The sequence below is a fragment of the Alteraurantiacibacter lauratis genome, from assembly GCF_037154155.1.
GTDB classification, from domain to species: Bacteria; Pseudomonadota; Alphaproteobacteria; order Sphingomonadales; family Sphingomonadaceae; genus Alteraurantiacibacter; species Alteraurantiacibacter lauratis.
In genome coordinates this window covers 90,520-113,022 of the sequence record NZ_JBANRN010000010.1, presented here as the reverse complement: position 1 = coordinate 113,022, position 22,503 = coordinate 90,520, and the positions used below count along the sequence as shown (strand labels likewise).

Annotated in this window: 21 protein-coding genes, 1 tRNA gene and 1 other RNA gene; 17 read left to right on the top strand and 6 right to left on the bottom strand. The window is 65.4% G+C overall.

The genetic code is table 11. From position 1 onward, the window contains the following. The first annotated feature begins 15 nt into the window (after positions 1–15). A complete protein-coding gene (gene secD / locus WFP39_RS10550) occupies positions 16–1,614 on the top strand; it encodes a protein translocase subunit SecD (protein WP_336919516.1) in 1,599 nt (532 codons plus the stop codon). Between the two features lie 18 nt (positions 1,615–1,632). Then, positions 1,633–2,610: a protein translocase subunit SecF gene (secF, locus tag WFP39_RS10545; RefSeq protein WP_336919515.1), complete on the top strand. Its 978-nt coding sequence runs from the start codon at positions 1,633–1,635 to the stop codon at positions 2,608–2,610. Here the strand turns inward: secF and WFP39_RS10540 are convergent. Together WFP39_RS10540 and WFP39_RS10535 are read right to left on the bottom strand one after the other, a co-directional pair. Continuing rightward, on the bottom strand, positions 2,607–3,779 hold the full coding sequence (locus WFP39_RS10540) for a glycosyltransferase (protein WP_336919513.1): 1,173 nt from the start codon (positions 3,777–3,779) through the stop codon (positions 2,607–2,609). The genes secF and WFP39_RS10540 overlap by 4 nt on opposite strands. A 20-nt stretch (positions 3,780–3,799) precedes the next feature. Continuing rightward, positions 3,800–4,372 carry a helix-turn-helix domain-containing protein gene (locus WFP39_RS10535; protein WP_336919511.1) on the bottom strand — a complete coding sequence of 191 codons (573 nt, stop codon included), beginning with the start codon at positions 4,370–4,372 and terminating at the stop codon, positions 3,800–3,802. Positions 4,373–4,471: 99 nt separating this feature from the next. Here WFP39_RS10535 and WFP39_RS10530 point away from each other — a divergent pair, with 99 nt between their 5' ends. Beyond that, on the top strand, positions 4,472–4,951 hold the full coding sequence (locus WFP39_RS10530) for a DUF6456 domain-containing protein (protein ID WP_336919510.1): 480 nt from the start codon (positions 4,472–4,474) through the stop codon (positions 4,949–4,951). Positions 4,952–4,958: 7 nt separating this feature from the next. On the opposite strand, the gene WFP39_RS10525 is transcribed toward WFP39_RS10530, so the two are convergent. After that, on the bottom strand, positions 4,959–6,785 hold the full coding sequence (locus WFP39_RS10525) for an ABC-F family ATP-binding cassette domain-containing protein (protein ID WP_336919509.1): 1,827 nt from the start codon (positions 6,783–6,785) through the stop codon (positions 4,959–4,961). Between the two features lie 110 nt (positions 6,786–6,895). Here WFP39_RS10525 and WFP39_RS10520 point away from each other — a divergent pair, with 110 nt between their 5' ends. From WFP39_RS10520 to WFP39_RS10505, 4 genes are all read left to right on the top strand, one after another. After that, positions 6,896–7,618 carry an SIMPL domain-containing protein gene (locus WFP39_RS10520; protein ID WP_336919508.1) on the top strand — a complete coding sequence of 241 codons (723 nt, stop codon included), beginning with the start codon at positions 6,896–6,898 and terminating at the stop codon, positions 7,616–7,618. Between the two features lie 79 nt (positions 7,619–7,697). Further along, complete coding sequence (locus WFP39_RS10515) at positions 7,698–8,048, top strand: hypothetical protein (protein WP_336919507.1); 351 nt, start codon at positions 7,698–7,700, stop codon at positions 8,046–8,048. A gap of 60 nt (positions 8,049–8,108) precedes the next feature. Continuing rightward, positions 8,109–8,771 carry a response regulator transcription factor gene (locus WFP39_RS10510; RefSeq protein ID WP_336919506.1) on the top strand — a complete coding sequence of 221 codons (663 nt, stop codon included), beginning with the start codon at positions 8,109–8,111 and terminating at the stop codon, positions 8,769–8,771. Further along, on the top strand, positions 8,719–10,185 hold the full coding sequence (locus WFP39_RS10505; protein WP_377923294.1) for a sensor histidine kinase: 1,467 nt from the start codon (positions 8,719–8,721) through the stop codon (positions 10,183–10,185). The genes WFP39_RS10510 and WFP39_RS10505 overlap by 53 nt, the downstream gene beginning before the upstream one ends. A 3-nt stretch (positions 10,186–10,188) precedes the next feature. Here WFP39_RS10505 and WFP39_RS10500 read toward each other — a convergent pair whose 3' ends face one another. Both WFP39_RS10500 and WFP39_RS10495 read right to left on the bottom strand, forming a co-directional pair. Then, the gene (locus tag WFP39_RS10500) at positions 10,189–10,611 is read right to left on the bottom strand and encodes a GFA family protein (protein ID WP_336919505.1); all 423 of its coding nucleotides are present in this window, start codon (positions 10,609–10,611) and stop codon (positions 10,189–10,191) included. A gap of 1 nt (position 10,612) precedes the next feature. Then, entirely contained in the window at positions 10,613–10,942 is a 330-nt protein-coding gene (locus WFP39_RS10495) for a chorismate mutase (protein WP_336919504.1), read from the bottom strand. A 67-nt stretch (positions 10,943–11,009) separates the two neighbouring features. Here WFP39_RS10495 and WFP39_RS10490 point away from each other — a divergent pair, with 67 nt between their 5' ends. The 8 genes from WFP39_RS10490 (at position 11,010) to WFP39_RS10455 (ending at position 20,313) form a co-directional block, all read left to right on the top strand. After that, a complete protein-coding gene (locus WFP39_RS10490) occupies positions 11,010–12,032 on the top strand; it encodes a polyprenyl synthetase family protein (RefSeq protein ID WP_336919545.1) in 1,023 nt (340 codons plus the stop codon). A gap of 27 nt (positions 12,033–12,059) precedes the next feature. Continuing rightward, on the top strand, positions 12,060–14,483 hold the full coding sequence (hrpB, locus tag WFP39_RS10485; protein WP_336919502.1) for an ATP-dependent helicase HrpB: 2,424 nt from the start codon (positions 12,060–12,062) through the stop codon (positions 14,481–14,483). Positions 14,484–14,515: 32 nt separating this feature from the next. Beyond that, positions 14,516–14,794 carry an ETC complex I subunit gene (locus WFP39_RS10480; protein ID WP_336919501.1) on the top strand — a complete coding sequence of 93 codons (279 nt, stop codon included), beginning with the start codon at positions 14,516–14,518 and terminating at the stop codon, positions 14,792–14,794. Positions 14,795–14,863: 69 nt separating this feature from the next. After that, an RNA gene (ffs, locus tag WFP39_RS10475) (signal recognition particle sRNA small type) lies at positions 14,864–14,958 on the top strand. A gap of 71 nt (positions 14,959–15,029) precedes the next feature. Further along, complete coding sequence (locus WFP39_RS10470; protein WP_336919500.1) at positions 15,030–16,862, top strand: DNA polymerase III subunit gamma/tau; 1,833 nt, start codon at positions 15,030–15,032, stop codon at positions 16,860–16,862. 6 nt (positions 16,863–16,868) lie between these two features. Beyond that, positions 16,869–17,207, top strand: a complete 339-nt coding sequence (locus WFP39_RS10465) for a YbaB/EbfC family nucleoid-associated protein (RefSeq protein WP_336919499.1) — start codon at positions 16,869–16,871, stop codon at positions 17,205–17,207. A 159-nt stretch (positions 17,208–17,366) separates the two neighbouring features. Further along, on the top strand, positions 17,367–19,775 hold the full coding sequence (gene lon, locus WFP39_RS10460; RefSeq protein ID WP_336919498.1) for an endopeptidase La: 2,409 nt from the start codon (positions 17,367–17,369) through the stop codon (positions 19,773–19,775). 265 nt (positions 19,776–20,040) lie between these two features. Continuing rightward, the gene (locus tag WFP39_RS10455) at positions 20,041–20,313 is read left to right on the top strand and encodes an HU family DNA-binding protein (protein ID WP_336919497.1); all 273 of its coding nucleotides are present in this window, start codon (positions 20,041–20,043) and stop codon (positions 20,311–20,313) included. A 101-nt stretch (positions 20,314–20,414) separates the two neighbouring features. Here WFP39_RS10455 and WFP39_RS10450 read toward each other — a convergent pair whose 3' ends face one another. After that, on the bottom strand, positions 20,415–21,224 hold the full coding sequence (locus WFP39_RS10450; protein ID WP_336919496.1) for a TrmH family RNA methyltransferase: 810 nt from the start codon (positions 21,222–21,224) through the stop codon (positions 20,415–20,417). A gap of 146 nt (positions 21,225–21,370) precedes the next feature. Here WFP39_RS10450 and WFP39_RS10445 point away from each other — a divergent pair. Then, positions 21,371–21,456 (top strand) — tRNA-Tyr (locus WFP39_RS10445). Between the two features lie 260 nt (positions 21,457–21,716). Then, positions 21,717–22,466, top strand: coding sequence for a phosphatidylserine decarboxylase (locus WFP39_RS10440; RefSeq protein ID WP_336919495.1), 750 nt, complete (start codon positions 21,717–21,719; stop codon positions 22,464–22,466). The last annotated feature ends 37 nt before the right edge of the window (positions 22,467–22,503 follow it).

The window sequence follows — 22,503 nt, the reverse complement described above, 5'->3', positions numbered from 1 at the left end:
GAAAGCGCTGCCACCATGCTCGATTTTCCGCTCTGGAAGAAGAACTTCCTTTGGGCCATTACCCTGATCGCGGCGCTGGCAGCGTTGCCTTCGCTGGCCACGATGACCAATGTCCGCTGGCCGTCCTCGCTGCCCAATCCCACGATCAGCCTCGGCCTCGACCTTGCCGGCGGCAGCCATATCCTGCTCGAAGCCGATCAGGCGCAGGTGGCGCGCCAGCGGCTGGAGAACATGGAAGAAGCGGTGCGTGCCGCGCTGAGCAGCGCGCGCCCGCAGATCCGCTTCAGCGATGTCTCCACGGCCGATCAGCGCCTGTCTGTCACGCTGGACGATCCGTCACAGGTTGATGCCGCGCGCGAAGTCCTCCTGCCCTTGATGAGCGGCACCGGGTTGACCAGTGAATGGTCGCTCGAAGTGCTCGACGGCAACCGTCTGGTGCTGACGCAGACCGAAGCAGGTGTGCGCACCGCCGTGACGACCGCGATGGACAGCGCCACCGACGTGGTGCGGCGCCGTATCGACTCGCTCGGCACGCGTGAGCCGACGATCATCCGGCAGGGCGACACCCGCATCGTGGTGCAGGTGCCCGGCCTGCAGGATCCCGAAGAACTGAAGGCGCTGCTGGGGCAGACCGCGCGGCTGGAATTCAAGCTGCTCGACACGCAGGCGACCCCGGCGCAGATCCAGTCGGGCATCCCCCGGCCCGGCAGCGAGCTTGTGCCGGGCGCGGTGGGCGGCGATTACGAAGGCACGGTGCTGGCGGTGCGCCGCCTTGGCGGGGTGCGCGGCGATTCGCTCACCAACGCACAGCAGACCTTCGATCCGCAGACCAATGAACCGGCGGTGTCGATCACCTTCGACGCCGCAGGCGCGCAGCGTTTTGCCAAGCTGACGACAGAAAATGTCGGGCAGCAATTCGCCATCATCCTCGACGGCGAAGTGTTGTCGGCCCCGGTGATCCGTGAGCCCATTCTGGGCGGCACCTCGCAGATTTCGGGCGGCTTCACCCTGCAAAAGGCGACGCAGCTGGCGCGCGCGCTGGCATCGGGTGCGCTGCCGGTTGACCTGACCGTGGTGGAAGAACGCACGGTGGGGCCGGATCTGGGTGCGGAATCTATCCGCACCGGGATGATCGCGATGGGTATCGGCACCGGGCTGGTGATCCTGCTGATGATCGCGGCCTATGGCCGGTTTGGCGTCTATGCGACGGTTGCCCTGGTGTTCAACGTTCTGATGATCCTCGGCATCATGGCCATGATCGGCACCACGCTGACCTTGCCGGGCATCGCCGGTTTCGTTCTCACCATCGGCGCGGCGGTCGATGCCAATGTGCTGATCAACGAACGCATCCGCGAGGAGCGAAAACGCGGCCGCCGGGTGATCGCGGCGGTGGAAAACGGCTACCGCGAGGCGAGCCGCGCGATTTACGACGCCAACGCCACCAACTTCATTGCCGGTGTGCTGCTGTTCCTGTTCGGCTCCGGCCCGGTCAAGGGCTTTGCCGTGGTGCTGATTATCGGCCTGTTCACATCCGTGTTCACCGCTGTCACGCTCACCCGGATGTGGGTGGCGGGCTGGCTGCGCAAGGCACGGCCTGCGGATCTGAACCTGTAAGGGCCGGGAGAGAGACCAATGCGACTTCTGAAACTCGTCCCCGACGATACCAACATCAAGTTTCTCAAATGGCGCTGGCCGTTCTACATCGTCAGCATCCTGCTGATGATCGCCAGCTGGGGCGCGGTCTATGTCAACGGCCTGAATTACGGCGTGGACTTCGCCGGCGGACAGGAAGTGCGGGTCACTTTTGTGGGCCAGGACGAGGCTCCGGTAGAGGAGCTGCGTTCGCTGATTGGCGGCATGGGGCTGGGCAGCCCGGTGATCCAGCGCTTTGGCGATGCCAATTCGGTGTCGATCCGTGTGCGCCTGCCTGAAGGGGTGGAGGACACGCCCGGTGCGGCGGCGGAAATCGGCAACCGGGTGATTACCGCTATCCAGTCCGAATACGACAATGTCCGCCGCGACGCGAACGACACGGTATCGGGCAAGGTGGCGGGTGAATTCCGCCAGACCGCGCTGCTGGCGCTGCTGTTCGCGATGATCGCGATTGCCATATACATCTGGATCCGGTTCGAATGGCAGTTTGGCGTGGGCGCGCTGTTCGCGCTGTTCCATGACGTGTCGCTAACCATGGGGATGCTGGCGATCTTCCAGCTGGAATTCAACCTGCAGATCATCGCGGCCATTCTGGCGATCATCGGCTATTCGCTGAATGACAATATTGTGGTGTACGACCGGGTGCGCGAGAACCTGAAGAAATACCGCAAGATGCCGCTGCCCGAACTGCTCGACCTGTCGGTGAACGAGACGCTGGCGCGCACGGTGATGACCTCGCTGACGCTGCTGGCGGCCCTGTTCCCGCTGCTGATCTTCGGCCCCTCCACGCTGTTCGGCCTGACCGCGTGCATCACGCTGGGCATCTTTGTCGGCACCTACAGTTCGATCTACATGGCTGCGCCAATCCTGATCTGGCTGCGCGTCACCTCGGACAGCTTCGTGCCCAAGGAAGACGCTGTGGACGTGCAGGAAAAGAAGGCGCGCGGCCAGGCCTAACCCAAAAGTCCTGCGTAATATTCCGCCAGCGCTGCCGCATTCGCTTCCCAGCTGAAGCGTGCAGCGTTGGCGGCGACCTTTTCGGCGGGGATGGCCGCGGCCAGCACCTCGCGCACGCCCTGCACAATTGCGGGGGCATTGCGTTCCACGATCCGGCCTGCGCTGTCATCGGCAACCAATTCGCGCGCGCCGCCTGCGTCGGTGATGACCAGCGGGGTCCCGCAGGCAAGCGCCTCCACCCAGGCATTGGCCAGCCCTTCGCTGGCCGAAGGCAGCACCATGGCATCGGCCGCGCTCAAGACCACCGGCAGGCTTGCATGGTCAAGCGAGCCGAGGAAATGCACGCGCTGCGCCACGCCCAGATTGCGGGCCAATTGCTCCAGCATGACCTTGTCCGTCCCCGTCCCCACCAGCGCCAGTTGCGCACCGGGCAGCGCGGGCAGAGCTTCGATGACAAAGCGCTGTCCCTTGCGCGGGATCAGCGCGCCCACGCTGGCGAGCAGCGGCCCTTCGGCCGGGATGCCGCGTTCCCGCGCCAGCCGGGTGCGGCAGGCGGCACGGCCCAGCGGGCGAAAGCGGCTGCGATCAAGCCCGGTGTAGTGGACGGTAATCTTCTCCGCCGGCAGTCCGATTGTCGCCATGTCATTGCCCAGCGCGCGGCTCACCGCGAGCAGGCCCGCAGCTTGATCGGCGGCGCTGCGCATCTTGCGCAAGGCATAGGGTTTGGCCCCCCAGTGCGAGATATCCGCGCCGCGCGCCTTGATCGACAGCGGCAGGCCCAGCGCGCGGGCGATGGCGGCAGCGGCGGGGCCATCGGGGTAAAAGAATTGCGCGTCCACCAGATCGAAAGGCTGCGCGGCGTGCAAGCGCTCCGCAATCGGCAGCGCGGCGCGGCAGATCATGCGCGGATTGAACGGCCCGCCCACCGCCGGGATCAGCGTGAAACGCGGACGGTGAACCGTGACCCCGTTCTCCTCCCCGCTGATCAGGGCATCGAGCAGCGGGGCATAGCGGCCCATGGCAATGGGCGGCAGGCCGATGGGATTGATCACATCGACTGCCCAGTCCCCGCGCGCAGCCAAGGCCTCCAGTTGGCGGGCGACAAAGGTCCCGAAACGCGGGTTATGCGCATTGGGATAGAGCGTGGCGATGGAGAGCAGGCGCTTCACGGGGCGTCGCGTTCCAGCGGTCAGAGCTTGCGCACCAGCATTTCGGCCACCGCCAGCCATGCGGGGCGGTCGATCACGATCTGGCGCTGGCCGATGCCGGGTGGCAGCAGCGCCACCATGCTGCCTTGCCGGTCGATCAGGCGGCCAAAGGCATAACGCCCGCCGCTGCGCGGGGCGAGCACATCGCGGTTGAGAATGGCGGCGGCCTGTTCGGGCGGCACCTGCCGCATCCACAGTTGGTCGCCGCTGCGGTATTCGCCCTGCGGGGATTCGACCACCAGGCAGACAAGCTGCGCGTCATCGACCAATTGCGTGGGCAGGATGGCATCGCGCGTCTGGCTGAGCGGCTCGGCCCCCTGATCGGTCAGCCGGGCAACGACCTTGGGCGTGGTTTCATCGCCGCCCTTCACCAGAAGTTCGGGATCGACACCCAAGGCCGCACCAATCCGGTTCATCCAGACGAGCGAAAGATTGCGCATTCCGGTTTCCAGCCGCCCGATCGTCTGCGCCGTGGTGGGCGGTGAGCAGGCGGCCGCCACTTCGGCAAGCGTCATACCCTTTTCCTTGCGGATGTCGCGGATGCGATTGATCATGCCGACGTCTTTTCCTTTAACCGAAACGGTTTCCTCTTTCCTACAAATTGTTCCATCTGGCAAGCCCCGCCTTCATCGCAGCAGGGGAGATTCGCCGCCATGAAACAGCATCTGGTCGAACGGGAACTGACCGCCGAAGGCCCGCGCCGCCGGGCGGGGGCTACGGGGCCAAGCCGGCACCGCCGCGTCACCGTCAATATTGCCGAAAGCCCGCTCTCGTGGCTGCACGCGCATGGCCACATCGATGATCGCCTTTTCGATGCGGGCGAGCGGCTGCGCGCCGATTACGAGCGTGCGCAGCTTGGCCCCAATGTGACGATGCGCTGGGATCCGGTGCGCATCAAGGGCAGCGCGGATCAGGGGCTGTCGGTAACCGAACGGGTTATCGCTGCGCGCACCCGCTTTCACGGCGCGCTGGCGCAGGCGGGGCGCGGGCTGGAAGATATTCTCTGGCGCGTGGTCTGCGCAGGCGAGAGCCTGCCGGTGGCGGAAAAATCGCTCGAATGGCCCGCGCGCAGCGGCAAGCTGGTGCTGAAACTGGCGCTCGACCGGGTGGCGGATTTCTACCGCATCACCTGACGGGGGATTAACCCTCCACCATTTCCGCCAGTTCCAGCCAGCGTTCTTCGGCGGCGTCCTTTTCGGCGCGTGCCAGTTCGAGGCTTTTGGTAATGCGCGCAAACTTGTTCGGGTCGCTGGTGTAAAACGCAGGGTCGGCCAGCGCGGCTTCGCCATTGGCGATCAGTCGCTCCAATTCCTCAATGCGGGCGGGCAGCAGCTCGTAATCGCGCTGGTCCTTGTAGGAGAGCTTGGTCGATCGGGGGGGCGGCGGCGCGGGTGCAGGCCCACCCCCGGCCCCTCCTGCAGGCGGGAGGGGGGTATTCTTCGCCTTCGCCGCCGCCGCATGGCGTTCCTTGCGACGGGCCGCCCAATCCTCGTAACCGCCGGCGACGACATCCACCGTGCCGCTGCCATCAAGGCCCAGCGTCACCGTTACCGTGCGGTCGAGAAAATCACGGTCGTGGCTGACGATCAGCACCGTGCCGTCGTAATCTGCAATCACTTCCTGCAACAGGTCGAGCGTTTCAAGGTCGAGATCGTTGGTCGGCTCGTCCAGCACCAAGAGGTTGGATGTGCGGGCAAATTCGCGCGCCAGCAGGATACGGCTGCGTTCCCCGCCGGAGAACGTCCCGATCTTGGCGTCCACCACCGAGGGGTCGAACAGGAAATCCTTGAGGTAGCCCTGCACATGCTTGCGCACCCCGCGCACATCGATCCAGTCGCCGCCTTCGGCCAGCACCTGCCGCACGGTCTTTTGCGGGTCGAGCAGCTTTCTCTGCTGGTCGATCATCACGCCCGACAGCGTCTTGGCCAGTGTGACGCTGCCGCTATCGGGCGCAAGCTCGCCGGTGAGCATCTTGAGCAGCGTGGTCTTGCCCGCGCCATTGCTGCCGACAATGCCGATCCGGTCGCCGCGCTGGATGCGCAACGAGAAGGGTTTGATAATGGTGCGGTCGCCAAAGCTCTTGGAGATATTCTCCGCCACGATCACCGATTTGGATTTGAACTCGCTGTCGCTCGCCAGATTGAGCTTGGCCGCGCCCGCCGGGTTGATCATCGCGGCGCGCTGCGCGCGCATTTCGCCCAGCTTGGCCAGACGCCCCTGGTTGCGCTTGCGCCGCGCGGTCACGCCGCGTTGCAGCCAATGCGCCTCGATCTTCAGCTTGGCGTCCAGCCGGTCGGCATTGCGCGCTTCTTCGGCATAGACCTGTTCTTCCCACGCCTCATAGCCGCCAAAGCCGACTTCCTTGCGCCGCAGATTGCCCCGGTCGAGCCAGAGCGTCGCGCGCGTCAGCCGTTTCAGAAAGGTGCGGTCGTGGCTGATGACGATGAAAGCGCCGCGAAAGCGTTCCAGCCAGCTTTCCAGCCATTCGATCGCGGCCAGATCAAGGTGGTTGGTCGGCTCGTCAAGCAGCAACAGATCGGGATCCTGCGCCAAGGCGCGGGCAAGCGCGGCGCGGCGTTTCTCCCCGCCGCTGGCCGTGGCAGAGGGCGTGTCCATCGCGATGCCCATCTGCCCGGCAATTGCCTCCACCTCGTGCCGCGCGGGCGCATCCTTGCCCGCGAGCGCGAAGTCCATCAGCGTCGCGTGCGCGGAAAAATCGGGTTCCTGCTCAAGCCAGACGATATTGGTGCCCGGCTTCACCTTGCGCAGGCCGCGGTCGCCCTCGATCTGCCCCGTAATCAGGCGCAGCAGCGTAGTCTTGCCAGCGCCGTTGCGCCCGATCAGCGCCAGCCGGTCACGCGGGCCGATATGCAGGTCCAGCCCCGGCCCCGGCGGCACGCCGAACAGCCAGCCGCCGCCTTGCTGCAAGCCCAGACCTTCCCAGGAAAGTATCGGTGGTTCCGCCATGATGGCGCTGCACCTAGTGGCAGCAAACGTTGCTGGCAAGGAACCGCAGGGTTCAGCCCTGCGTAATGCGGTGAGGGCCATTCGCCGCCCATGATTGCAGGAGATTTTGCATGACCCGAATGACTCATCCGCTTGCCGCCGCCGCCATTGCCGCTTCGCTGGGCGCTGTCCCCGCCGCCGCGGCAGAGGTGCAGATGCAGGTAAACGGCCCCGTGGTGGAACTTGCCGTGACCGAAGCCGTGCCTTCCGCCCCCGACATGGTGCTGCTGGACGCAGGTGTGACCACGCAGAATAGCAGCGCCACCGCCGCAATGGCCGCCAATGCCCGCGCCATGAACGCGGTGATCGCCCGGATCGAGGCAGCGGGCGTGGCGCGTGACGATGTCCAGACCAGCGGCATATCGCTCCAGCCCGAATATGAGTGGGACGAGGCAACGCGCCTCCAGCGCTTCACCGGTTACCGCGTCACCAACCGGGTGCAGGTAAAACTGCGTGCGATTGATCGCACGGGCGAAGTGCTCGATGCGCTTGTGGCGGCGGGTGCGACCGATCTGGGCGGCATCACCTTTGCCCTCTCCGATCCGGCGGCCGCGCAGGATCAGGCGCGTGAGCGGGCAATGGCGACCGCGCAGGAACGCGCGATGCGCTATGCAGGGCTTGCCGGATACACCGGCCTTCGCCTGCTCGAAGTGAGCGAGAATGTGCAGCCCTTCTACCCGCAGCCGATCATGGTGACGGCACAGGCGCGCAGCGAGGCGGACACCACGCCGGTTCGCCCCGGCCAGGTGCAATCGGGCGTGACCGTGACCGTGAAGTACGAAATGACCCGTTAAGCTTTATCCCAAGCTTTCTGAACAATGGAGCTTACATTCACTCCTTGTTCAAAGCAGCGCCACTAGGCAAAAGGCCCTTATGAACCGGATTCTCGCATCTCTTGCCGCTGTGGCGCTGCTGGCCGGGCCGGCTTTGGGTTCGCTGGGCAGCGCGGACGCCCTGGCGCAGGCGCGTTCGCTGCAACCCAATCCCAACGGACCGGGGGCTGAACAGGCGCGGGCGCGCGAACAGATGCAGGCCGGGCGCAATATGCCCATTCGTGATATCGAACGCCGCATTATCCCGCAGATGGAGCGGGACGACGAATATATCGGTTTCGAATATGATCCGGCGGCACTTGCTTACCGGCTCAAGTTCATTCGTGAAGGACGGGTGATCTGGGTGGATGTGGATGCCCGCACGGCGCGTATTTTGCGCGTGTCGCGGTAAAGGTTTTGGGGCGCTGCGCAGGATGATTGATCCCACGCACGCAAGACAGGGGAATAATGGATGCGCATCCTGATTGTTGAGGATGAACCGACGCTGGGCCAGCAGCTGAAAAACACGCTGGAACAGAACGGCTATGCGGTGGACCTGTCCACCGATGGCGAGGACGGGCACTTCCTGGGCTCGACCGAGGATTACGACGCCGTCGTGCTCGATCTGGGCCTGCCGGAGATTGACGGGCTGACCGTGCTGGGCATGTGGCGGCGGGAAAAGCGCAATTTCCCCGTGCTGGTGCTGACCGCGCGCGACAGCTGGAGCGACAAGGTCGCGGGCCTCGATGCCGGCGCGGACGATTACCTTGCCAAGCCGTTCCAGACAGAGGAGCTGATCGCCCGCCTGCGCGCGCTGATCCGCCGCGCATCGGGCAATGCCAGCAGCGAGCTGACGGCAGGGGATGTGCGGCTCGACACGCGCAGTGGGCGCGTGACCAAGGCGGGCGAGCCGGTGAAACTGACCGCGCAGGAATACAAGCTGCTGTCCTATCTGATGCATCACAAGGGCAAGGTGGTCAGCCGCACCGAATTGATCGAGCATATCTACGATCAGGATTTTGATCGCGATTCGAACACGATCGAAGTTTTCGTGACGCGCATCCGCAAGAAGCTGGGCGCTGATGTCATCACCACGATCCGCGGCCTTGGCTACAGCCTCGACGATCCGGCCTGAGGCTCCTGCCAGCGATGGCAATCCGGGCGTGATCGAGCCTTCGATCGCGCCCTTGCCGCATACGGGCAGCATTTCGCGCCGCATGATGCTGATCGCGGCGGGGTGGATTTTTATCCTGCTGAGCCTTGGCGGGGTGGCGTTGGATCGCGCATTGACCCGGCTGGTGTCCGATCAGTTCGATGCCGAGCTGGAGCAATCGCTCACCGCGATGATCGCCTCGGCCGAGATCGACCCGCTGGGCGAGGTGTTCTTCAACCGCATCCTGGGCGATCAGCGCTTTCTGGAGCCGAACAGCGGATTTTACTGGCAGATTTCGGGCGGCGGTTATCAGCCCTATCTTTCGCGGTCGCTGTGGGACAGCACGCTGGATATCCGCGAAGATGTCAACGCTGCCGAACCCATATTCTACGATTCCGACCAGTTCCCCGAAGAACGCCTGCGCATCGCCCAGCGCACGGTGCAGCTGCCGGGCAGCGATGTGCGCTGGCAATTCGTGGTGGCCGGATCGCGTGAGGAGCTGGATGCGCGCCTGAACGAAATCCGCGCCATTCTTGCCTGGTCTTTCGCGGTGCTGGGCATCGGCCTGCTGCTGATGGCGATGCTGCAGACCTGGTATGGCCTTGGCCCCTTGCGCCGCATCCGCCGGGCGATTGCGCGCATCCGCACATCGGGCGTCAACCGGGTGACCGATCCTCTGCCGCTCGAAGTGCAGCCGATGGTGGAGGAACTGAACGCGCTGCTTGCCCATTCCGAACGGCAGGCCGAGGAAGCGCGCACCCATGCGGGCAATCTGGCGCACGCGCTCAAAACCCCGCTGACCGTATTGACCAACGCAGCCAGCGCCCACTCGCCTGATCTGGACGAGACGGTGCTGCGCGAAGTGGCGGTGATGCGCCGGCAGGTCGATCACCATTTGGCGCGCGCGCGGGCGGCGGGGCGGCGCGCGGTGGGCCTTGCGCGCAGCAATGTGATGGACAGCGCGGTGGCGGTGCAGCGCGCCGTATCGCGCCTGTATCCTGAGGTGCGGTTCGACATTGACGGTTCGGCCGAGGCCGCCGTGGTGATCGAGCGGCAGGATCTGGAGGAAATTCTCGGCAATCTGATCGAGAACGCCGCGAAATATGGCGGCGGCAGCGTGTTCGTTACGGTCGATGCGGAGACGGGGGAGGGCGCGGACAGCGACCTTGTCACCATCTGGGTGGAGGATGACGGGATGGGAATCCCGCCCGAAAAACGCGGCGAATTGTTCAGTCGCGGCGCGCGGCTCGATACCGAAAAGCCCGGCACCGGCCTTGGCCTTGCCATCGTGCGTGATGTGGCGGAAATCTATCAGGGCAGCGTGGAACTGGCCGAGAGCGAGGATCTGGGTGGATTGCTCGTCAAATTGCGCCTGCCGCGGGCGCAAGCGGAATAGGCGTTACAGCACCCGGTCGGGCAGCCCTTCGAACTGGGGCAGGGTATCGTCGAGCTTGTCCCAGTGCACGCGGTCTTTCACATAGATGATGTTCTGCGGGGAAACCTGCCCCGGATCATCCAGACTGCCCGCCTGCACCATGATGTGATCGCCGGGCAAATCGCCCGATGTGTAGAGCCGCCCCGCGCAGCGCCCGCAGAAATGGCGGGTCACCTTGCCGCCGGTCTCGCCCGTATTGGTGAAGGTGGCGGGCGTTCCGTGCAGGCGCAGCTGGTCCTTGTGGATGCCGATGATCGTGGTGTGGCCGGTGCCGGTCGCCTTCTGGCAATCCTTGCAACAGCACTGGCTGACGAATAGCGCAGGCGGGGTGATTTCGTAGCGGATGTCGCCGCACAGGCAGCCGCCGATCAGTTGTGCCTCGCGCATCCTATTTCCCCTGCGCCTGCTGGTGGTGGCGGATCACCTCGTCGATTACGAAACGGATGAACTTTTCGCTGAATTCCGGGTCCAGCTCGGCCTCCACCGCCAGCGCGCGGAGCCGTTCGATCTGCCGCGCCTCGCGCCCCGGATCGCTGGGCGGCAGGTTGTGCGCCGCCTTGTGCGCCCCCACCGCCTGCGTGATGCGGAACCGTTCAGCCAGCATGTGAATCAGCGCCGCGTCGATATTGTCGATGCTCTTGCGGTATCCGGCCAGAACCGGATCGGGCGCCGCGGCCGGGCGATTGCTGGGGGGGATGCTGGTGGGCGATTGCGTCATGCTGCCCTGACTAGCAGCAAATGCAAACTTGCCAAGACGGGTCGCTTTGCCCATGGGTTTGTGCATCATGAACGGCAATGTCGTCCCCCTGACGCGCGGCTCTGCGCCCGCGACACCCAGCCTGGCCCCGATCCTGTCGCTGACGCAGGCGGCCATGAACAGCGTCAACCAGGTCATCCTCGACCGGATGCAGAGCGAAATCCCGCTGATCCCGGCGCTGGCCGGGCATCTCATCAGCGGCGGCGGCAAGCGGATGCGCCCCATGCTCACGCTCGCCGGGGCGGAGGTGATCGGATATCAGGGCACGCGCCATCACAAGCTGGCCGCGGCGGTTGAATTCATCCACACCGCCACGCTGCTGCACGACGATGTGGTGGACGGCAGCGAAACGCGCCGGGGCCGGGAAACGGCCAATATCGTGTTCGGCAATCCGGCGACCGTGCTGGTGGGCGATTTCCTGTTTTCGCGCGCGTTTGAACTGATGGTGGAGGATGGCAGCCTGAAAGTGCTGAAAATCCTCTCCAGCGCCAGCGCCATCATCGCGCAGGGCGAAGTGGATCAACTGGTCAGCCAGCGCCGGATCGAGACCAGCGAAGAACGCTATCTCCACATCATCGGCGCGAAAACCGCCGCCTTGTTTGCCGCTGCCAGCCGCATCGCTGCCGTGGTGGCCGAACGCGGCGAGGAGGAGGAGCGCGCGCTTGACGATTACGGCCGCAATCTGGGCGTGGCGTTCCAGCTGGTCGACGATGCGATCGATTACGATTCCTCCGCTGCCGAAATGGGCAAGGAACGGGGCGACGATTTCCGCGAAGGCAAGATGACGCTGCCGGTGATCCTCGCCTATGCGCGCGGGAATGAGGAGGAGCGCCGTTTCTGGCGTGACGCCGTGGCCGGGTTCTCCAATTCGGATGAAGATTTGGCCCATGCAATCGAACTGATCCACAAGCATGACACGGTCGCCGCCACCCGCGAACGCGCGCGCCATTTCGCGCAGCGCGCCTGCGATGCGCTGGCGATCTTCCCCGACAGCGAGGCGCGCCGGGCCATGGTGGAAGCCGCGCAATTCGCGGTGGCGCGGGGTTATTGATCTGATTCCCGCAAGAGGGGTGCGGGCGTGACCGACCTGCCCATCAAAGCTGTGCTACCCGATCTGCTGGCGGCGCTGCGCACGCGCAATTCCGCCGTGCTGATCGCGCCGCCGGGCGCAGGCAAGACGACCAGCGTAGCGCCGGCCTTGCTGGGCGAGGAATGGTGCAGCGGGCAGGTCATCCTGCTCTCCCCCCGCCGGGTGGCGGCGCGTGCAGCGGCGGAACGCATTGCCGAAATGCTGGGCGAGGAGGTGGGCGGCACGGTCGGCTACCTCACCCGGCTGGACAGCAAAACGTCCGCAAAAACCCGCCTGCTGGTGGTCACAGAGGCGATTTTCGTTGCCCGTATTCTTGCCGATCAGGAGCTGACGGGCGTGTCCGCCGTGCTGTTTGACGAGGCGCACGAACGGCATCTCGAAAGCGATCTGGGCCTTGCGCTGGCGCTGGAATCGCAAGGCGTGCTGCGCGAGGATCTGCGGCTGCTGGTGATGTCCGCCACGCTGGACGGCGCGCGTTTTGCCCGGCTGCTGGGCGAGAATGCCCCCGTGATCGAAAGCGAAGGCAAGGCCTATCCGCTGGCGATCCGTTGGCTGGGCAGTGCGCCCGAAAAGCGGCTGGATGAGGCGATGGCCAGCGCCATCCTCACAGCGTGGCGGGAAGAGGCGGGCGATGTCCTCGCCTTCCTGCCCGGCGTGGGGGAGATCGAGCGGGTGCGCGAACGGCTGGGCGAACGCCTGCCTGATGTGCCGATCCTGCCGCTGCACGGGCAGATGCCACCCGCCGATCAGCGCCGCGCGATCCGCCGCGATGCGCAGGGCCAGCGCCGCATCGTGCTGGCGACAAGCATTGCCGAAACCTCGATCACGCTCGACGGGGTGAGCGTCGTCGTGGACAGCGGCCTGTCGCGGCGGGCGCAGTTCGATGTGGCGGCGGGCGTCACGCATCTGGTCACCACCCGTGCCAGCCAGGCGAGCGCGGCGCAAAGGGCAGGCCGCGCCGCGCGGCAGGGGCCAGGGGTCGCCTATCGCCTGTGGGAAGAGGCCGGCCATGCCGGGCGCGAGGCGTTCGATCCGCCCGAAATGTTGACGAGTGACCTTGCCCCGCTGGTGCTGGCGCTGGCGCAATGGGGGGTGGAGGATGCGGGCAGCCTGCCGTGGATCGACCCGCCGCCCGCGCCTGCACTGGCTGCGGCGCGCGAGCGGCTGCACGCGCTGGATGCGATCGACCAAGCCGGGCGCATAACGGCAACAGGGCGGCAGATCGCCAGCCTGCCGATGGAGCCGTGGCAGGCCGCGATGCTGCTGTTCGGCGCGCAATATGGCGCAGGCAGGCAAGCGGCGCGGCTGGCGCTGCTGTTGCAGGAACGCGGGCTGGGCGGGCGCGGCGAGGATCTGGCCGCGCGGCTGCAACGTTGGGATGGCGATCGGTCGGGCCGGGCCGATGCCGCGCGGAAGCTGGCGGATGGCTGGGCGCTTCGGGCAGAGGGGCTGGTCGGCAGGCGAAGCGGCGATGCACCGCCGCTCGGCATCCTGCTCGCCCATGCTTTGCCTGACAATCTGGCACGGCGGCGCGACGCGTCGGGCGAAAGCTGGCTCTCAGCGGGCGGACGCGGCTATGCGCTCGATCCCGCTTCGCCACTGGCCCGCGCCGAATGGCTGGCGATTGGCGATGCGCAAGGGCGCGCAGGCGCGGCGCGGATCACGGCAGCGATTGCCTTGGAAACCGCCGAGGTTGAGCAATGGCTGGGACACAGGATTGAGCGCCGCCATACCGCACGCTGGAACGCCGCCGAAGGCCGGGTGGAGGCGCGGCTCGAAAGGCGGCTGGGCGCAATCACGCTGGCGAGCGGGCCCGATCCGCAGCCCGATGCCAAGGCGATTGTGGATATCCTTGTGGACAAGGCGGTGGAACGCTTGGGGGAATTTCTGCCCCGGAGTCTGATTGCCCGTGCGCGCTTTGCCGGGCTGGAGGCGCTGTCGCTCGATCGGCTGGCGGCAGAGGCGGCGGAATGGCTGGCCCCCCTGTTCACCGGGCGGCGCGATCTGGATGTGCCAAAGGGCGCGCTGGTAGAGGCGCTGTTGAACCGCCTTTCGTGGGATGAACGCCAGACGCTCGACCGGCTGGCCCCGCGCGATTTTGCCAGCCCCGCAGGCACGCATCACCCCATCGATTACGAAGGCGACGATGCGCCCAGCGTCGAAGTGCGCGTGCAGGCGGTGTTCGGGCTGGAGGCGCATCCGATGATCGGCACCACGCCGCTGCTGCTCAAGCTGACCGATCCGGGCGGCAAGCCTATGCAGGCCACGCGCGATCTGCCCGGTTTCTGGCGCGGATCGTGGCGCGATGTGCAAAAGGACGGCAAGGGCCGCTATCCCAAGCACCGTTGGCCCGATGAGCCATGGGCGGAAAAGCCCAGCCTCAAGACGAAAAACGCCTTCAACCGCACTTGATTTGCGCGCCCGAAATCAGCAAAGGAACCATCATGCAGGCACGCATCTATCAACGCCCGAAAAACGCCATGCAGAGCGGAAAGGCTCTGACGGAGCAGTGGATTCTCGATTTCGCCCCGGCGCAGGCCAAGCGGCCCGATCCGCTGATGGGCTGGGCGGGCAGCGGCGACACGCAGGCGCAGGTGCAGCTGAAGTTTCCGACGCGTGAGGCGGCAGAAGCCTATGCGTCCAAGCACGGCATTGATGCGGTAGTGCATATCGTGCCGCCCAAGCGCCTGAAGATTCAGGCCTACGCCGATAATTTCCGGTAAGGCTGGCTGAAGCGGGCCTTTGCGCCCCTTGGTGGTTGAACTCCCCGCATTTTCGCGCCATAGGCGCAAGCGGGAGTCGGGTGGACGTTCGCGTCTGCTCACCGGGTCAGGGCCGGAAGGCAGCAGCCCAGGTAGATGGCAGCGGGTCGCCCGGCTCCTATTTCATCCACATCGCCGGTTTCCTTCACGCCGCGGGGCCATGACATTCGCGGCGCGTTCCCCTACCTAGATGGGCATGGGTGATTCACCGGACGAAGACACTCCGCCGTGGCTTTCGGGCGAGGGGGAAGATGAGGCAAGCCAGCCTTCCGCCGCCGAACTGGAGGCGGCGGGCCAATCGGCGTTGTTCGGGGACATTCCGGCACCTTCCGTTCCGGTAGGGGCCGCTTCGGTGCCCGCGGCGAAGCTGGCGCAGACGGCCGATTCCGCCGCACAGCCCTACCGCGTGCTGGCGCGCAAATACCGTCCGCAAACCTTCTCCCAGCTTCTGGGGCAGGAACCGATGGTGCGCACGCTGGCCAATGCGATTGCGCGCGACCGGCTGGCGCACGCGTTCCTGATGACGGGGGTGCGCGGGGTGGGCAAGACCTCGACCGCGCGGCTGATTGCCAAGGCGCTGAACTGCATCGGGCCAGACGGGCAGGGCGGCCCCACCATCGATCCGTGCGGGCAATGCGAGCCGTGCCGTGCGATTGCCGAGGGACGCCATATCGACGTGATCGAGATGGACGCGGCCAGCAATACCGGCGTCGACGATGTGCGCGAGATTATCGAGGCGGTGCGCTATGCCGCCGTATCGGCGCGCTTCAAGATCTACATCATCGACGAAGTGCACATGCTGTCGCGCAATGCTTTCAACGCCTTGCTCAAGACTCTTGAGGAACCGCCGCCGCATGTGAAGTTCCTCTTTGCCACCACCGAAGTCGACAAGCTGCCGGTCACGGTCCTCTCGCGCTGCCAGCGGTTCGACCTGCGCCGCATACCTGCCGCGCTGCTGGCGGAGCATTTCGGCCGCATCTGCACGGCGGAAGGCGTCTGGGCAGAGGCGGAAGCGCTGGCGATGATCGCGTCCGCCGCCGAAGGGTCTGCGCGCGACGGGCTTTCCATCCTCGACCAGGCGATTGCCCATGCCGATATGGATGGCGGTGAAGGGCAAACGCAGGTCACCGCCGCGAAGGTGCGCGAAATGCTCGGCCTTGCCGACAAGGGCGCGCAAAGGCGGCTGTTCGCCTGCCTGCTCAATGCCGATCCGGCGGGCCTGCTCGACGCGGTGGAAGACCAGTTCGCGCTGGGGGTGGAACCGCTCGCGCTGATGCGCGCTCTGATGGAACTGACACACCGTGTGGCGCTGACGCAGCTTGCCAAGGGCGAGGCGGCGGGCGTTTCGGAGGAGGAGCGGCAGGCACTGGCCGACTGGGCCGCGCGGCTTTCCGTGGGCCAAGTGCACCGCCTGTGGCAATTGCTGCTGAAAGGGCATGACGAAGTGCGCGCAGCCCCCGATCCGCTGATGGCGGCGCAGATGGCGCTGCTGCGCGTGCTGCACGCGGCCGAATTGCCCGATCCCGGATCGCTCGAAAAGCTGCTGAAGGATGCCGCCGCGCGCGGGGTCGGGGTGGCTGGGGCTTCTGCTACTGCGGCCGGTAATGCGCCTGCTGCCACGCAAAATGCCGATCCCGCCGATGCGCTGATGGAATGGAGCATCCTGTGCGACCGGGTGGAGCAGGAAGGCCTGCTGCGCGTGACGCAGGTAATGCGCGATTATGTGCAGGTGATTGAACTGGCGCAGGGCCGCCTCATCTTCACCACGCCTGCCGATTTCACCGACGACATCACCGCCGATGTCCGCGATGCCTTGCGCCGCGCCACGGGTGAGGCGTGGCAGGTGCAGCGCGGCAGCGGCAACGCCTTGCCTTCGTTGCGCCAGCGCGAACTCGCTGCCCGCGCTGCCGAACAGGCGCGCATCCGCAATCATCCGCTCGTCACCGCCACGCTCGCCGCCTTTCCCGGCGCGGAACTGGTGGAGGATGGCGAGGTGGCCGAAGTCAACCGATACAGTCAGAGAAGGTAATCCCCCATGCAATCGATGGAAGAAATGCTCAAGGCCGCGCAGGCGGCGGCGGAAAACATCCAGAAGCAGATGAACGAAGCGCAGGTGAAGCTCGATTCGGTGGAAGTCGAAGGCTCCTCCGGCGGCGGCCTCGTGAAAATCCGCGCGACTGCCAAGGGCCGCATTCTGGGCGTGGCGATTGACGACAGCCTGATGGTGCCGAGCGAAAAGCAGATCCTCGAAGACCTCGTCACCGCTGCTTTCAACGACGCCCGCGACAAGGCCGACCGCGCGGCGAATGCCGAAATGCAGCAGATGCAGGCGGGGCTGGGCTTGCCGCCGGGCTTCAAGCTGCCGGGGATGTGAGAAGCCGGGACTTCGATCGCGGGATAATGGATGGTCCCGTGAAGTTCTGGTCCGGGCTAAGCTTTCGGGTGGGGCATTGGTAGCCCGCCATCACCACCATCCACACCCTTGCATCGCCGCTGAGTTGCACCCGCGCATGCGCCTCCCCATATTCGGGGCATGACGACACAAACACCTGACAGCCCGCTCGCCGTTCTCCCGCTTCTTCCCTTGCGCGACATTGTCGTGTTTCCCGGCATGGTCGTGCCGCTGTTCGTGGGGCGCGACATGTCGGTTGCCGCGCTGGAAGCCGCGATGGAGGGGGACAAGGACATCTTCCTCCTCGCGCAGCTTGATCCTGCGTGCGACGATCCGGGCAAGGACGATCTGTTCACCATGGGCGTTGTCGCGCAGGTGCTGCAAATGCTGAAACTGCCCGACGGCACGGTGCGCGTGCTGGTGGAGGGCACAAGCCGCGCCGAATTGGTTGAGTTGCGACCCAGTGAAAATCTGGTGCTGGCACAGGTGCGCTCCGTGGCCGAAACCGCCGCGATCGGCAGCGAGGCGACTGCGCTGGTGCGCACCGCGCTGGAACAGTTCGGGGATTACGCGCGCCACAACAAGAAGCTGCCCGACGATGTCGAAGCCGATCTGGCGCAGATCGAGGATGCCGGGCGGCTGGCCGATGCCATTGCCGGAAACCTCGCTGCCAAGGTGTCTACCAAGCAGGAAATCCTTGCGGAGACCGACCCGGTCAAGCGGCTCGAACTCGTCTATGCCGCGATGGAGGGCGAACTTTCCGTCTTGCAGGTAGAGCGCAAGATCCGCGGCCGTGTGAAGCGGCAGATGGAAAAGACGCAGCGCGAATATTACCTCAATGAACAGTTGAAGGCGATCCAGAGCGAGCTGGGCGGCGGCGACGGCGAGGGCGACGAGATTGCCGAGCTGCAGAAGAAGATCGACAGCCTCAAACTGTCCAAGGAAGCACGCGCCAAGGCCGATGCCGAGATCAAGAAGCTGCGCACCATGCAGCCGATGAGCGCCGAGGCGACCGTGGTGCGCAACTATCTCGACGTGCTGCTGGGCCTGCCATGGGGCAAGAAGAGCAAGCTGAAGAAGGATATCGCCAAGGCGCAGGCGATCCTCGATGCCGATCACTATGCGCTCGACAAGGTGAAGGACCGGATCATCGAATATCTGGCCGTGCAGGCGCGCACCAACAAGCTTAAGGGTCCGATCCTGTGTCTTGTTGGCCCGCCGGGCGTGGGCAAGACCAGTCTGGGCAAATCGATTGCCAAGGCCACGGGCCGCGAATTCATCCGCCAGTCGCTGGGCGGGGTGCGCGATGAGGCCGAGATCCGCGGTCACCGCCGCACCTATATCGGCTCGATGCCGGGCAAGATCGTGGCGAACCTGAGAAAGGCGGGCACCTCCAATCCGCTGTTCCTGCTCGACGAGATTGACAAGCTGGGGCAGGATTTCCGCGGCGATCCCGCCTCGGCGCTGCTCGAAGTGCTTGATCCGGAACAGAACGCCAGGTTCCAGGACCATTATCTGGAACTCGATCTCGATCTCTCGGACATCATGTTCGTCTGCACCGCGAACAGCCTCAACTTGCCGCAGCCCTTGCTCGACCGGATGGAGATCATCCGGCTGGAAGGCTATACCGAGGACGAGAAGGTCGAGATTGCGCAGCGTCACCTTATCGCCAAGCAGGTTGATGCGCACGGGTTGAAGCCGGGCGAATTCACCCTGACCGAGGAGGCCCTGCGCGACCTCATCCGTTATTACACCCGCGAAGCCGGGGTGCGCACGTTGGAACGCGAGATTGCGCGCCTGTGCCGCAAGAGCCTGCGCCGCATTCTGGAAGGCAAGGACACGGCCGTGACCGTGACGAGCGAGAACCTCGCCGACTTTGCCGGGGTACGCAAGTTCAAGCACGGCGTGTCCGAAGCCGAAGCGCAGGTGGGCGCGGTGACGGGCCTTGCCTGGACGAGCGTGGGCGGCGAATTGCTGACCATCGAAAGCGTGACCACGCCGGGCAAGGGCGAAGTGCGCACCACGGGCAAGCTGGGCGAGGTGATGAACGAAAGCGTCGCCGCCGCCTTCAGCTTCGTCAAGGCGCGCGCGCCCGCCTATGGCATCAAGCCGTCCCTCTTCCAGCGCAAGAATGTGCATATCCACCTGCCCGAAGGCGCGGTGCCCAAGGACGGCCCCTCTGCCGGGATCGGCATGGTCACCTCGATCGTGTCCACGCTCACCGGCGTGCCGGTGCGGCCCGATGTGGCGATGACCGGCGAAGTGACGCTGCGCGGACGTGTGCTGGCGATTGGCGGGCTGAAGGAGAAGCTGCTGGCGGCGCTGCGTGGCGGCATCACCACGGTGCTGATCCCCGAAGAGAATGTGAAGGACCTGGCCGAGATTCCGGACAATGTGAAGCAGGGGCTTCAGATCATTCCGGTTTCGCATGTCGATCAGGTGCTGGAACATGCGCTGACCACCATGCCGCAGCCGATCGAATGGACCGAGGCAGACGATCTGGCCAGCCAGCCAGCGCCCGCCGCTGCCACCGGCACCACAGCGCATTGATCGCGCGGCGGCCGCCGGTCTTGCGGCGCAGCGAATCGTCCGGCGTCTGGTAGCGCTATCGCCGGCGGCCCGTTGCCAGCAAGGTCGGGCAGGGGGCAGTTGGGCTGCGAAGGTTCCGCTTGCCCCCAAAATTGCAGTATTTGCCAGCCACAGGCGGTCTAGCCCCTAGACATCGGTGTGAAAACTCGCTCAATTCCCCGCCCATCGCAGAGCGATTGCACAAGCAAGGCAAACGAGAACACGATTGAGGGGGGTTTTCAGGACCATGAACAAAAACGAATTGATCGGCGCCGTCGCGGAATTGAGCGGCTTGTCACGTAACGATGCCACCAAGGCGGTGGAAGGCGTATTTGACGCGATCACCACTACGCTGGCCAAGGGCGACGAAGTGCGCCTTGTCGGTTTCGGGACGTTCTCGGTGGCGCGGCGCAAGGCGTCCACCGGCCGCAATCCGCGCACCGGTGCGCCGATGAAAATCCCTGCTTCCAGCCAGCCCAAGTTCAAGGCGGGCAAGGGCCTCAAGGATGCGGTGAACTGAATTCCGCGCGGGGCTTTGCCCGAATTCCGGGTGTAATCACAATGGCGCGCAGGCACCGGGTGCAGCGGCGGCCTTTTTGGTGTGCCCGCAAGACGAACGGTTCAGTTTTCGCGGGTGGCAACGGCGTAAAGCGCGATGGCGGCCGCGTTCGAGACGTTGAGGCTTTCCATCGCGCTGCTGATCGGCAGGCGCGCCAGCGTATCGCAATGCGCGGCAATGTTGTGGCGCAGCCCGTCGCCTTCCGCGCCCAGCACGATTGCCACGGGGCCGGCCGGCAGGACGGATGCGAAAGTGGCCTCGGCCTCGCCCGCAAGGCCGATGCGCCAATAACCGGCCTCGGCCATCTCCTCCAGCGCGCGGGCCAGATTGACCACGCGCACCCAGGGCACGATTTCCAGCGCGCCCGAAGCTGACTTTGCCAGCGCGCCGCCTTCGGGCGGGGCGTGGCGATCCTGCGTGACGATCGCGGCGGCATCAAAGGCCGCGGCAGAGCGCAGGATGGCTCCGACATTGTGCGGATCGGTCACCTGGTCGAGCACGACGATGGGGCGCCCGTCCTCGGCATCGAGCACTTCGGACAGGTGCAGGTCTTCGAGCGGCTCGCATTCGAGCACCAGCCCCTGATGCGGCGCATCGCGCGGCACCATGCGCGCCAGATCCTCTGGCCCGGCATATTCAAGCGGGAAACCGGCAGGCAATTCGCCGTCGAGCGATTCGATGCCGTCATGCGTGGCCCACAGCTTGCGGTGCTGGCGCGCGGGGTTCATCAGCGCAGCCTCGACCGCGTGCCGGCCCCACAGGCGCACCGCGCCGCCGCCCGCACGGCCCGACCCGCGCCCGCCCTGGTTGCGGCCCGCACGGCCGCGCAGAGCGCGTTTGTCGCCCTTGCGGCCTTCACCCTTTCTGTTCATGCCCGATATCCTTCGCTGTTGGCGCGCTCCTGCCAGCCAGACCATTGACAGGCAAGCGCAGCTTCGCCATGGGGGCGCCTCTCGGCTGGAACGGGCTCTATCACAAGGCCCATCCCTTGCGGGTTTACCCCGCTTCCGGCACCGGTGGACAGGTGGCCGAGTGGTTAATGGCAGCAGACTGTAAATCTGCCCGCGAGAGCGTACGCTGGTTCGAATCCAGCCCTGTCCACCACCGCCGCCAAATTCGCGAAGCCAGGACCAATCGTTTGGCGCAGCGTTTGCGCGGAACCAGCGTCGAGCGGCTGCGGAGCAGACGCACGGTAGGGCGGGGCCGGCGCGAAGCGCAGGCGACCAGAGCAAAGCGGCGGCCAATCCAGCCGTGTCTGCCACCGCCTTTCCCACACCGCATTGCGCAACGGCCTGTCGATCATGCCGGGCAGTTTGCAGAGTTGCGGCCTTGTGCCGTACGGCTGCAATGCCTAGAGCAAGGGCATGGCCGGAGAACTGAAAGACAATCGCGGGCGCGGCGAGGCACAATGGCGCTGGCCCTCCATCCATCCCGAAGGGCGCAAATTCGGGCTGATTGGCGTGGCGCTGGCGCTGCTGGTGCTGCTGTGGCTCGATTGGGAAATCATCGGCTGGCCGCTGCTTGGCCTTGCGATCTTCACCTTTGCGTTTTTCCGCGATCCCGAACGCGTTGTGCCGCAGGGAAGCAACCTGATCGTGTCGCCGGCTGACGGGCTTGTGTCGCTCATCGTGCAGGTTCCGCCGCCGCCCGAATTGCAAGGCGATGACGAGAACGGGCGCGGGCTGGGCGTTGAGCCGGTGACGCGTGTTTCTATCTTCATGTCGGTGTTCGATGTGCACATCAACCGTGCGCCGGTGGCGGGCACCGTTCGGCGGGTGGTCTATATTCCGGGGCGGTTTCTCAACGCCGATCTCGACAAGGCGAGCGAAGAGAACGAACGCCAGCATCTGCTGATCGAAAAGGCGGATGGGCAGGCGATCGGTTTCACGCAGATCGCCGGGCTGGTCGCGCGCCGTATCATCCCCTTCGTCAAGCCGGGCGATCTTGTGGCGAGCGGGCAGCGCATCGGCCTCATCCGATTTGGCAGTCGGGTGGATGTCTATCTTCCGGCGGGCACGGATTCAAAAGTCCTGTTGGGGCAGAAGGTCATTGCGGGCGAGACGGTGCTCGCTGAGATCGGACGCCAGTCCCTGATCGAAGGTGTGAGCTTGTGAGCGGGCTCGCCGGTTCAGGGGCTGACGAGCCGCAGGT